The following is a 12,135-nucleotide window of genomic DNA, read 5'->3' on the forward strand; positions in this document are numbered from 1 at the left end:
TGGTTATTTCGATGGTGCCGATGCCGTCGACGCCGCCGGTCATCGTGTCGCCGGGGCCAACCGCGCCGACGCCTGCTGGCGTACCGGTGAAGATCAGGTCGCCGGGCTCGAGCTCCATCGCCTCGCTGCAGATCGACACGATATCCGGTATCGGCCAGATCAGTTCGGCGAGGTCGGCATCCTGCCTGACCTTGCCGTTGACGGCGAGCCAGATGCGGCCCTTCTGTGGGTGGCCGGATTCGTGCGCTTGCACCAACGGGCTGCAAGGGGCGGAGCGGTCGAAGGCCTTCGACCAGTCCCAGGGCCGGGCGGCCTTCTTGGCCTCGTCCTGCAGGTCGCGGCGGGTGAGGTCGATGCCGACGCCGTAGCCCCAGACATGGTCCAGCGCCTTGTCGCGGGGAATGCGGAAGCCGGCTTTGCCGATCGCGGCCACCAGTTCGATCTCGTGGTGCAGATTGGCCGTCAGCGGCGGGTAGGGGATAGCGGTGCCGGAATCGACCACCGCGTCGGCCGGCTTGGTGAAGAAGAAGGGCGGATCACGCTCGTCATTGCCGAATTCGCGGGCATGCGCCGCGTAGTTGCGGCCGACGCAGTAGATACGGCGCACCGCAAAACGATCGGACGAGCCGGCAACGGCCACCGATGCGGTTGCGGGCAGGGGAAGGACGAATTCTGTCATCAAGGGTCTCTGCTTGGTTGCCGGAACATTCGACCGATTTGGGGGCCTGGACAAGGCGATTTGGTCGAGAAAGTGCCGGCGGCACTTTCCGCCGGAGATGGCGATATACTATTTGGCAATAATCTGGCCATGGTGGAGAGGTTATTCTAATCGCTCACGAACTGAAATGAACCCCATGACCGCAACCCACGATCGCGCCCGGTTTCTGATCATCGACGACCATCCGCTGTTTCGTGAGGCGCTGCACAGCGCCGTGCAGATGGCCTATCCGGAAGTCGACACGGTGGAGGCGCGCTCGATCACCGAGGCGCTCGATCTTCTGGCCGATGCCAAGCCGTTCGACCTCGCGCTTCTCGACCTCTCGATGCCCGACGTGCACGGTTTTGACGGCCTGCTGCAACTCCGGACCCGCTATCCGCGCCTGCCCGTGGTGATCGTCTCTGGTTACGAGGAGCCGAAGATCATTTCCGAAGCGCTGTCCTATGGCGCTGCCGGCTTCATCCCGAAATCGGCGCGCAAGAGCGACCTCGCCGCAGCCATCCGCTCGGTGATGGAAGGCGCGATCTATGTGCCGGAGACCTACGAAGGCCGGCCGCCGGACGCCGACAGCGCCGACCGCGCCGACATGGTGCAGCGCCTGTCGACGCTAACGCCGCAGCAACTGCGCGTGCTGCAGATGCTGCGCCAGGGCCTGCTCAACAAGCAGATCGCCTACGAGCTGCAGGTGGGAGAGACCACGGTGAAGGCGCATGTCTCGGAGATCCTGCGCAAACTCAATGTCTACAGCCGCACGCAAGCGGTGATCGAGGTGTCGAAGCTGGACAATGCGGAGTTGTTTCGCGATCAGGCTGGGTTTTGAGCTTTTACCCTCCTCCTTGTGGGGAGGGTCGATCCGCGAAGCGGAGCGGGGTGGGGGTCTGCGCCGCACCCCACCCCGGCGCTCCGCGCCGACCCTCCCCATCGAGGGGAGGGTAACCCATCATGCGCCGCGCTCAAGAATTACGGTCACAGTGCACTATTTCGCTTCGGCCGCCTGCCCCGCTTCCGCGGTTCCGGTTTGCCCGAAAATCCTACCCAGAAATGCCTCGTTGCCCACCGGCCAGCCGATGCTCTCGGCCTTGCGCAGTGCGTCGAAAGCCGCGGCATCCATCTCGATCAAATCGAACCGCCCGACCGACGACGGCAACTGTGTTTCATCGGCCCCAATTCCGTGACGCCATCGGGCTTATCAGTCGGATGCGCCCGAGCGTTTGACCAGGACCAATCCGCCGCCTGCTTCACCAGTCCCGCGCGCACCGGATTCAACCCGACATAACGCACAGCCGACAAGAGGTGTCCTCGTCCATCGCGATGGCGCCGAAGCGACCCTGCCAGAAATGCCCGGTTTTGTTTTATCGCGCATTGATGGTCCCGGCATACGCGCGGTGCACCTTCGCGAGCGCGCACCGCAGGCCATCCGCGCCGGCAGGCATCAGGATCAGGTGCACATGGTTCGGCATCAGGCACCACGCCCAGAGGCCGACATCGGCGGAGCGGCAATGCTCGATCAGGAGGTTTTTGTAGAGCGCATAGTTTTACGGCGTTAAAAACGCTTTGGCGCGCCCGTTGCCTCGCTGGGTGACATGGTGCGGCAGACCGGGGACTACAATACGGGCAAGCCGAGCCATTCTGCTAGTCTACAGTAAATGAAGGTCGATCCAGTATACAAAAATACACTGTCACCGTGATCTTCTTCGTTACTGATCGATTATTTCTAAAGAAAATAGGACAGGATTCTCAAAATTCACAAAATAAAACCGAGATCCATTTAGAAAATCTATTACTATTGACGTGTCTGGACCAATTCCTTCGCCAAGTTTTGTTGAAAATGGAATTTTTCTACGCCTAACTTCGTTTAAAGTATCGTCGAATGTTCTCATTTCAATTTTTGGTAACGTAACAGCGTAACGATCTGACTGTGACTTACTCTTTAGGCGGAAAAAAGTCTTTCTTACCATCAAATCGATTTTTATCATTGACACAAACGGCATATCAAATCTCGATCTTACATATAATTCAATTGGTCCAAATCCCATGTAACCATTGAAAATTTCGTCGGGACCAAAGCCCCAATAGTCTGGAGGCCCCACGAGCTCCGCAATCTCATTCAAATTTTCCCCAACCCGCACTGCCCCTATTCCTCCCGCTTCGGCAACAGAAAATATGTCGAACGTCACATCAGTCATGGCTTCTTTCCTGCTGGTTTTTTGTCTTGTCCGCCGTCGCCGCCAGTCTTTTTCTCTGCTTTTTCAATTTTCTTTTCAGCACTCTTTTTCACACTTTCAATTCTTTCACGCCATTTTTTTCCTAAGGCGTCATTCCGCGGATTGTCTAAAAGAAAACCCGCTTGTTTCGCCACGTCCTTGAGGCCCGGAACGGTCCCTAGGTATTGCTTTGCCTCTTGGGCAGCCTTTTCAAAATCCTTAGCGCCAGGCTTGGATTTACCTTCTGGGGAAAGATCAAAATCGGCGTTGATGTCTTCCCCGATGCCTATCGCGATTTCTTGCTTCTTCCCAGTTTTTGGATCGGTGTGTGTCCAATGAACGCCCTTTGATCCATCGTAACTGGAGTAGCGGTTCTCTACAGGAGAACTTGTGTGAGGCCTAACAATGTCTTGGCAGATGGCTGCGCAAGCAGGATTAACAATAGCGGAAAACGAGCCATGAGAGACCGTTCCCTGTACAAATATAGGAATTAAGCACAATGGCTGGCTCTACACATTGATCGCCCCGTGCCAATATAGCCTAGATAACTATTAGCCTTGCATCACTCCAAAATCCTCTCGTCCGCCTGATCTTTAGCTTTTACTATTACGCTTTCAATCAAAAGTGGTAGCACCACAGGCAGCAAAAAAAATCTCCAAGGCTTGCCGTAGCCCGACGAAATAAATGAAATACCGGCAATAATATTTCCTTTTTCCCATCCTTTCTTCAAAAGAAGCCTTCCCCGTTTCACATCGCCGTTTCTCATTAAATATCTTCCACATATAAGGTAAATTGCGCCAAGCTCCCACTCCGCTTTTTCTGCAAAAATATCGAGAGTCTTGGGCGATTCTTCCCTGGAAAATGTTTTTATGAGAACGAAGGTCGCTTCTTCGCCCTTTTTCTCTTCAGCGCGACGGAGCCAGAGCTCCGCTAACATTAGGTCTTTTTCTACCATCACCCCGTTAGCATAGCCAATACCAACGGCTAACTGCGCATCTGGATCTCCTTGCTCGGCCAATGGGATGAAGTACTCAATCCATCTCTGTCGCTCTTCAGCAGTGACTTGGTCCATGTGACGTTTCCCGTCTATGCATCCATCCGACGACTGGTGCGCCTAGTCCTCGGCACATGGGCTCTTTTCGAGAGCCGGTCCATTCTAAAGTCAATCACTCACTCTATCATCATAACCTGAAATCTCGATCTGTAAGCCCGCGCGGGTCCCTCATAAAGTCATGCACAATCCCCATTGGGATCCCGATAACAGGAGTTCCAAGAGGAGCACCCGGCGGCTTCGATGGCTTTGTCGGCGGACCTGGCGGCAGATCATCTGGTGGTGATGCACTTGGCGGATCAGTTGGGGTTGGAGCCTTCTTTACAGACTCCATCTGCCTCACTGGAGGTTTGGGATCGTTAACCGACGGCGCTTTGTTTGGATCCGTAAAGCTAGTCATAACATCCATGGCAAAGCCGACGAGGTTTCGAACAAAATCGAATTTACTGGCGGCTATTTGCTTACACCCATCGCACTTTTTCTTGTCAACAGAAAGGCCCAACTCCTTTACCGCCGGCCCCGCTGATTGGGAGATGGCGTGGCTGCCAGACGCTTCAGCGGTGCCAACCGAGCCGCCACCTTCTCTGGCAGCATTGGCCAATCCGGCCGCGCTGTCGTCGGCTGACCGCGCCGAATGTCCATTGTTGTCTGCTTTATTCACCGGATCGTTCTGGGCATATACATAGCGGTTGGTCCCCACGCCCTGCTTTGTCGGATCCCAATCATCTGGCGAGATGAACCTTCCCAGCACGGGATCCATGTACCGCGCATTGAGATACAGCAGCCCGGTCTCGGGATCGAAGCGTTCGCCGATGTAGCTCTTCTGGGTCTGGAAGCCTGTGTTGAGGCGCTCGCCATAGGTGGCGTAGTTGGTCTGCTCGACGATGGCGCTGGTGCTGTCGGTGACCATGCGCACCGAGGCCAGGTGATCACGATGCAGGAAGGCCTTTGTCGTGCCCGTCACTTTGATGTCGGGATGCGGATACCTGGTGTAGATCTCCGCGCCCGGGGTCGCCGGGTCGATCTCGACATTGGCATCGGGATAGAGTGTGGTGGCGAAGCTCGAGGATTTTTTCGCGCGCGCTCCGTCGGGTCCATAAGCGAGATTGACAGTGTTGGAGGCCAGCGTGACCGTCTTCAGCCGGTTGGCCTCGTCCCAGACCAGTGTGCGGCTGCCATCGGAGGTGAGGTTGCCATTGGCATCATAGGCCATAGCATTGGCGCCGACCGAGGTTGGCGCATGCGGACGAGCAGCACTTGCCGCGGGATAGATATAGGTGCCGGCGACACGGGTACGCGAGGTCAGATTGTCGTTGGCGGCATAGACAAAGCTTTCGCTGAGCGCGGTGTTGCCCAGATTGCTGCTTGCCGTCAGCCGGTCGGCATTGTCATAGCCATAGGTCCAGCTGTCCGAAGCCGTCAGCCCCGTGGTGCCGGTGATGCGGCCAAGGCTGTCACGCGCGTACTGATCGTCGAGCAGGATGGTGGCGCCTCGTGCCGTGGTGACACGCGTCAGCCAGCGCCGCGTCGGCGAATAGGTGAACGAGGTCTTCACACCGTTCGAATAGGTGATCTCCTTGGTCTGGCCATCGGCCTCGTAAATGGTCGAGGTGATGAAGCCGGGGGCGGAGGCGAGCTTGTTGCCGGCGGTGTATTGCAGGCGGTTCGCGTTCGAACCGAAGTCGAGCTGAACAGGAAAGTACTGGACATATACGTTCTGGCCGGAGCCGTCGTGGACGTTGAACGTATAGTTGGTGATCCCCGCGATCGTGGCATCCTGGCGAGCAACCTTGCCGAGGCCGTCATAATTGTAGAGCTGGACGGCAGCCGCGTTTTCCGAGCGGGTCAGCTGGCCGATGTTGTAGTAACCCGACGCCGCCTGGTCGTAGGTGTTCTGGGTCAGCGTCACCGGGCTGCCGCCTGCTGCCGTTGCCGTCTTCAGCGTCAGCCGGTCCATCTGGTCGTAGGCGAGCGTTGTGACCGTGCCTCGGGCGTCGGTCTGGCTGATAAGGCGGTTGGCGGCGTCATAGACATAGGTCCAGGTGCCGAGATCGGGATCTGACGCCGACAGCCGGTTGCCGAGCAGATCGTAGCTGTAGCTCCAGCTCGAACCGCCGGGATCGGTGACGCCGATCAGCCGGCCGAGCAGGTCGTAGCTGCGGCCCTCCGGCAGATTGAGGCCACCGACGTCGCGGACAATGGCGGCGATATCGCCGTGTGTCGTCCATGCTGTCTTAGTCGGATGGCCAAGCTCGTCCGTCATCGTCACCGCATTCAGCCGTGGGTTGACGCCGGTTCCCGTGGCCAGTTCGTTCAAGTAAGTGCGCTGGCTTGAATCCGGATTGACCGTCTTCACCAGCCGGTCGGCCCAGTCGTAGCTGTTGGTGGTCCACTGTGCCGTCTCACCGACGAACCTCGGGAAGGCGGTACGCAGCACATTGCCGCGAAGATCGTAGTCGGTCTCGGCAATGCGTCTTGCACTGGCCGCCGTCTCTCCGGGGGTTTCCACGCGATAGACCCGGCCAAGCCCGTCATAGAAGGAGCGGGTAAAATCCTCGCCGGCGCCCCCACTCGCGCCATTGGGCAGCGGGGTGTACTTGACCAGCGCCTGTGTCGCCGGATTGCCCTCGTTCTCGAAGCGCGTCTTGGTATAGGCGCCGGTGACGCTCTGAGAGACCTGATAGGGCCGGCAGAAGGCGTCATAAGTAAAGGTTTTGACGAGACCATTCGGGTCTGTCTTCGTTGCCGGCAGGCCGCACACGGCATTGTAGGTGGCGGTCGAAACAAAGCGCGCGTCGGCGACCTGTCCGCGGGAGGACGCGCTCCTTTCAAGACGATCGGAATAGCGCGTGAGAAGTGATCAGGCCAGCAAATGCGCCAGCAGCGCCCTTAGTTGGGCCGGCTTCAGCGGCTTGCGCATCAGTTCGATGCCGCCGGAGCGGGCGGCCTTGGCGACGGCTTCCGAACTGTCGGCGGTGACGATCAGCGCCGGCACGGCGCGGCCGAGATAGTCGCGGACTTCGGCGATGGTCGTGGTGCCGAGATCGCCGCCGTCGAGATGCTGGTCGGCAATGACGATGTCGGGCACCCAGTCGGTGTCGCCAAGCATGTCGAGCGCATCGTCGGTCGAGGTCGCGGCCCGCACCAGGCATTGCCAGCGTTCGAGCAGGAAGGTCATGGCTTGCAGCACTTCGATATCGTTCTCGACCAGCAGCACCTTGGTGCCGAACAGGCCATAGCCGCGCGGCCGTTCCATGTCGGCAACGCTGGCGATGGCATCGGCTGGCGCACCGATGCCGACGGGTACATCGATGTGGAAGATCGTGCCGCGTCCGACCTTCGACGAGAATGTCACGGGATGACCGAGCGCGCTGGCCATGCGGCGCACGATGGCGAGCCCGAGCCCGAGACCGCCACCGTCCAGTTCGGCATTGGCCGGCGAGGTGCCGCGGTGGAACTCCTCGAACACCGCCTCGCGCTGGTCGTCGGGAATGCCGCAGCCCGTGTCGGCGACGTCGATGCGGATGGTGTCGCCGCGATGCCTGGTGCCGACAAGCACGCCGCCCGAGCGTGTATAGCCCAGCGCGTTGGAGAGAATGTTCTGCAGGATACGGCGCAGCAGCGTGCGGTCGGAGCGGACCACGGCATGGACCGGCCGGAATTTCAGCGACAGGCCTTTCATCTCCGCCACCGGCAGGAAATCCGAGCGGAGCGACGAGAACAGCGCCTCCAGGCTGACGTCGCTTATGTCGGGCTGCACCACGCCGGCATCGAGCTTGGAGATGTCGAGCAGGGTTCGCAGCAGGTCCTCCATCGTCTCCAGCGAGCGCTCGACCTGCCGCACCAGTTTCTTGCCCTCGTCGCTGGTCTGAACTTCGGCGAGCGCCGAAACCGAAAGGTGGGCGGCATTCAGCGGCTGCAGCACGTCGTGACTGGCAGCGGCGAGGAAACGGGTTTTTGACAGGTTCGCCAGTTCGGCGTTTTCCTTGGCGGCACTGAGGTCAATGTTCGACTGCTCCAGCCGCCGCAAGGTCGAGTGAAGTTCCTCGGTACGTGTACGCACCCGGTTTTCCAGCGAGATCGTGGTCTGGAACAGCGAAAAGGCGTTGCCTTGCTGGTCCATCGAGCGCTCGACGCGGCTGACCAGTGCCGCGTTGATCTTCTTCAGCTTTTCAAGATCGTTTATGTCCCTCAGCGGCATCTTGTTGCGCCGTCCTATTCCGCCGCCTGGCGCTCGCCGAAGGCGATGCCGGTGAAAGTCTGGTTCAGATGCATCGACCGGTACTGTTCGCCATAGGTGCCGAAACCGATGACATTGTTGACCCGGTAGAGTTCCGAGATTTCGCGAAACACCTGCCGATTGCGTGCGTCCAGCCGGCGCAGCACGCAGTCGAAGCCGAGGATCATGTCGATACCGCCAAGCCTCTCCTCGACGTCGCGCAGGGCGGCGCGCGTCGATTCGACCATGTCCTTGGGCTGAGCGATCGACAGCACGACGCCATCGTCTATGGCGCAGAAGAACGACAGCGAGCCGTCGGCATGCATCTTCTGGATCGACCGGCAATAATATTGTCCGCCCACCTTCACCACCACGGGATGCGAGGCGAAGCTCAGTGGCGTCAGCATCTGCGCGACGATACCGACGGACGCGGCATATTCCTGCGCCGCATTGGTGGCGTTGAACTCGCGCACGATGCGGTGATCTGGATCGGAAGCCGTCACCACCAGTTTCTCATCGGTGGGAACGAAATTGTCGGTCTTGAAGACATGGAAGGGAATTTCGGTCGATATCAGCACGATGATGGCGCTGTCGGAGGTGACCTTGCCGTTCGAGATCAGGCGCGTCGTCTCGAATTTCAGATCGTCGCCGGCGGAGCCGCCAAGCAGCGGAATGTCATCGAGACCCCAGTGGATGGCTGAACTCACCGCTTCTTCGGCATAGGAGAGCCCGTCGATGAAGCAGAGCGCGAAAGTGCCTTTGGTCCGATCGCAACCGAGGCGCGCGCGCAGCGATCGCCGCAGGGTCTCGACCTCGCCGGTGATCCTGTCCATACCCGACGAGGACAGATTTTCGACCATCACGCTGACGGCGGTAAACGCGGGGGACGGAAGCAGCATGGCCAGCACATGACCATCCTCGAGACCTTGCGGCGTGATCTCGCCGGCAGTCGAGCAGCCGGCGTGGTGGAGCGCCGGCGCGTGGGTCATGAGCGCCTGGGAAAGGGCGCTGGCTTCGACCAGGCTCTGGGAAAAGAACAGCAGGGCAAAGCCCGCGTCGATGGCGGCTGCTTCCAGTGCGATCGCCTTGGCGAACGCCTCCATGTCGGGCTCGTCCGTGGTGAGCGCCGACAGGCCGCATGCATAGCGCGTCTGTGAATTGGCCAGCGATGTTCTCCGCATTTCCTCCGACGCTTTTTTGTGCGCGGCTGTTTTAAATGCTTCTGGCGCGCGGGCGTCGACCGACATTGTTGCCTTCAATCGGCGGTTTGGCAATGGGGCCACCGGCACCGCATGTTTGGGGGCGGCCATGACCGAAAGTACAATGTGCCGCGTTTGCGACGTGCTGTTTTTTGTCCGATGTGCGGTGTACCAATAACGCATGGCCGATGCGCCAACGCCGCGTTGGCAACGTGATGACCAAGGTTGATACCCAGGGAGGGACCATGTCGGACGTTTCGTTGATGGTGAACGGAAAGCGGGTCAGCGGTGCTGCCGAGGACCGAACACTTCTGGTTCACTTCCTGCGGGAAAATCTCGGCCTTACCGGCACGCATGTCGGTTGCGACACCTCGCAATGCGGTGCCTGCGTCGTCCACGTCGACGGCAAGGCGGTCAAATCCTGTACGATGCTCGCGGTGCAGGCCTCCGGCTCGACCGTGTTGACGATCGAGGGCCTGGCAAATGGCGCCGACCTGCATCCGGTGCAGGCCGCCTTCAAGGAACATCACGGGCTGCAGTGCGGCTTCTGCACGCCGGGCATGATCATGACGGCGACCGACATGATCGGCCGCCACCCCGAAGGGCTCGACGAGGCGACGGTGCGTGCCGAGCTCGACGGCAACATCTGCCGCTGCACCGGCTACCACAACATCGTCAAGGCGATCCTCGCCGCATCGACGACGATGAAGGGGTCGAAGGGTAAGGCGAAACAAGCGGCTTGAACGAGGCAGTAGGGCAATAAGGCAGTAGGGCAGTAGGGAATCGGAGCCAATTTTTCCCTACTGCCGTACTGCCCTACTCACCTACTCCCCTACAATCTCGGGAGGAATTTCTGATGGGCATTGAAGGTGTTGGCGCTCGGGTCGCGCGCAAGGAAGACAAACGATTCATCACGGGCGCCGGCCGCTATGTCGACGACATGGTGGTTCCCGGCATGAAGCACGCCGCCTTCGTGCGCAGTCCGCACGCGCATGCGCAGATCAAGAAGATCGATGTGAAGAAGGCCCAAGGCATGCCCGGCGTCATCGGCGTGCTGACCGGCAAGGAACTCAAGGCCGATGGCATCGGCAATCTCATCTGCGGCTGGATGATCCACTCCAAGGACGGCTCGCCGATGAAGATGGGGGCATGGTCGCCACTCGCCTTCGACCGGGTCCGTTATGTCGGTGACGCCGTCGTCATTGTCGTCGCCGAGACCAAGGGGCAAGCGCGTGACGCCGCCGAGGCGGTCGAGATCACCTACAAGGAGTTGAAGGCCGTCGTCGACGCCTCCAAGGCGATGGACAAGGGTGCGCCGCAGATCCACCCCGAAGCGGACAACAATCTGATCTTCGACTGGGACATCGGCAATGCCGACGACACGGATGCGGCCTTCGGGAAGGCAGCCCATGTCGTCAAGATGGACATCATCAACAATCGGCTGGTGCCTAACGCCATGGAGCCGCGCGCCGCACTTGGCCATTACGACAAGGCCGAGGATCACTACACCTGCTGGACGACCTCGCAGAACCCGCATGTGGCGCGGCTGGTGATGAGCGCCTTCTACAATGTCGCGCCGGAAAACAAGCTGCGCGTGATCGCGCCCGATGTCGGCGGCGGTTTCGGCTCGAAGATCTACATCTATCCCGAAGAGATCGTCTGCCTGTGGGCGTCGAAGAAGACCGGGGTGCCGGTCAAATGGGTGGCTGACCGGACCGAGAGTTTTCTGACCGACGCGCATGGCCGCGACCATCACACCCATGCTGAAATGGCCTTCGACAAGGACCACAGGATCCTCGGCCTGAAGGTCGAAACCCAGGCCAATCTTGGCGCCTATATGTCGCTGTTTTCGTCGGCGACGCCTACCTACCTCTATGCGACGCTGCTGTCGGGCCAGTACAATATCCCGGCCATCCACGCCAATGTGAAGGCGATCTATACCAACACCGCGCCCGTCGATGCGTATCGCGGGGCAGGGCGGCCGGAAGCGACCTTCGTCATGGAGCGCATGATGGAGACGGCGGCCCGCCAGTTCGGCGTCTCGCCGGCCGAGCTGCGGCGCAAGAACTTCGTCACAGCGTTTCCGCATCAGACGCCGGTCATCATGTGCTATGACGCCGGCGACTATGCCGCTTCGCTCGATGCGGCAATGAAGGCGTCGGATTATGCCGGCTTTGCCAAGCGCAAGGCCGCCGCCGCCAAGAAGGGGCTGCTGCGCGGCATTGGCATGAGCTGCTACATCGAAGCCTGCGGCATCGCCCCGTCTGCTGCCGTCGGCTCGCTCGGCGCCGGTGTCGGCCTTTGGGAATCGGCGGAAGTGCGCGTCAACGCGGTCGGCACGATCGAGGTGCTGACTGGCTCGCACAGCCACGGCCAGGGCCATGAGACGACCTTCGCGCAACTGGTCAACGAGCGCTTCGGCGTGCCGCTCGATTCGGTCTCGATCGTGCATGGCGACACCGACAAGGTGCAGATGGGCATGGGCACCTATGGCTCGCGCTCGGGTGCAGTCGGCATGTCGGCCATCGTCAAGGCCCTCGACAAGGTCGAGGCCAAGGCCAAGAAGATCGCGGCACACCTGCTCGAAGCCGACGAAGGCGATATCGTCATCGAGAATGGCGCGCTGAAGGTCGCCGGCACCGACAAGAACGTGCCGTGGTTCCAGATGGCGCTGGCCGCCTACACTGCCCACAACCTGCCGGGCGGCATGGAGCCCGGGCTGAAGGAGACGGCGTTCTACGATC

Annotated in this window: 11 protein-coding genes; 3 read left to right on the top strand and 8 right to left on the bottom strand. The window is 60.0% G+C overall.

What is annotated here, in order from left to right:
- The coding region (locus ENZ75_RS06650; RefSeq protein WP_164887745.1) for a fumarylacetoacetate hydrolase family protein at positions 1 to 679 on the bottom strand (679 nt) is incomplete at its 3' end.
- 175 nt (positions 680 to 854) lie between these two features.
- On the opposite strand from ENZ75_RS06650, the gene ENZ75_RS06655 reads away from it, so the two are divergent.
- The gene (locus ENZ75_RS06655) at positions 855 to 1,538 is read left to right on the top strand and encodes a response regulator transcription factor (protein WP_024503826.1); all 684 of its coding nucleotides are present in this window, start codon (positions 855 to 857) and stop codon (positions 1,536 to 1,538) included.
- A 156-nt stretch (positions 1,539 to 1,694) separates the two neighbouring features.
- On the opposite strand, the gene ENZ75_RS34990 is transcribed toward ENZ75_RS06655, so the two are convergent.
- The 7 genes from ENZ75_RS34990 to ENZ75_RS06690 form a co-directional block, all read right to left on the bottom strand.
- Positions 1,695 to 1,865: a hypothetical protein gene (locus ENZ75_RS34990; protein WP_206521361.1), complete on the bottom strand. Its 171-nt coding sequence runs from the start codon at positions 1,863 to 1,865 to the stop codon at positions 1,695 to 1,697.
- Positions 1,866 to 2,415: 550 nt separating this feature from the next.
- Entirely contained in the window at positions 2,416 to 2,904 is a 489-nt protein-coding gene (locus tag ENZ75_RS06665; RefSeq protein ID WP_127224120.1) for a hypothetical protein, read from the bottom strand.
- A complete protein-coding gene (locus ENZ75_RS06670) occupies positions 2,901 to 3,422 on the bottom strand; it encodes a hypothetical protein (protein WP_127224119.1) in 522 nt (173 codons plus the stop codon). The genes ENZ75_RS06665 and ENZ75_RS06670 overlap by 4 nt, the downstream gene beginning before the upstream one ends.
- Before the next feature lie 62 nt (positions 3,423 to 3,484).
- Positions 3,485 to 3,994, bottom strand: a complete 510-nt coding sequence (locus tag ENZ75_RS06675; RefSeq protein WP_063168157.1) for a sel1 repeat family protein — start codon at positions 3,992 to 3,994, stop codon at positions 3,485 to 3,487.
- Positions 3,995 to 4,103: 109 nt separating this feature from the next.
- Entirely contained in the window at positions 4,104 to 6,734 is a 2,631-nt protein-coding gene (locus tag ENZ75_RS06680; RefSeq protein ID WP_063168156.1) for an RHS repeat-associated core domain-containing protein, read from the bottom strand.
- 99 nt (positions 6,735 to 6,833) lie between these two features.
- On the bottom strand, positions 6,834 to 8,174 hold the full coding sequence (locus ENZ75_RS06685; protein WP_013531263.1) for a hybrid sensor histidine kinase/response regulator: 1,341 nt from the start codon (positions 8,172 to 8,174) through the stop codon (positions 6,834 to 6,836).
- 14 nt (positions 8,175 to 8,188) lie between these two features.
- Entirely contained in the window at positions 8,189 to 9,373 is a 1,185-nt protein-coding gene (locus ENZ75_RS06690; protein WP_050580471.1) for an FIST signal transduction protein, read from the bottom strand.
- 263 nt (positions 9,374 to 9,636) lie between these two features.
- Between ENZ75_RS06690 and ENZ75_RS06695 the strand changes: the two genes are divergently transcribed.
- Positions 9,637 to 10,134: a (2Fe-2S)-binding protein gene (locus ENZ75_RS06695; RefSeq protein ID WP_013531265.1), complete on the top strand. Its 498-nt coding sequence runs from the start codon at positions 9,637 to 9,639 to the stop codon at positions 10,132 to 10,134.
- A gap of 113 nt (positions 10,135 to 10,247) precedes the next feature.
- A partial coding sequence (locus ENZ75_RS06700; protein ID WP_164887746.1) for a xanthine dehydrogenase family protein molybdopterin-binding subunit occupies positions 10,248 to 12,135 on the top strand: 1,888 nt, incomplete at its 3' end.

It is taken from the genome of Mesorhizobium sp. M7A.F.Ca.CA.002.04.1.1, from assembly GCF_004022805.1.
In the GTDB taxonomy this organism is placed as follows: Bacteria; Pseudomonadota; Alphaproteobacteria; order Rhizobiales; family Rhizobiaceae; genus Mesorhizobium; species Mesorhizobium ciceri.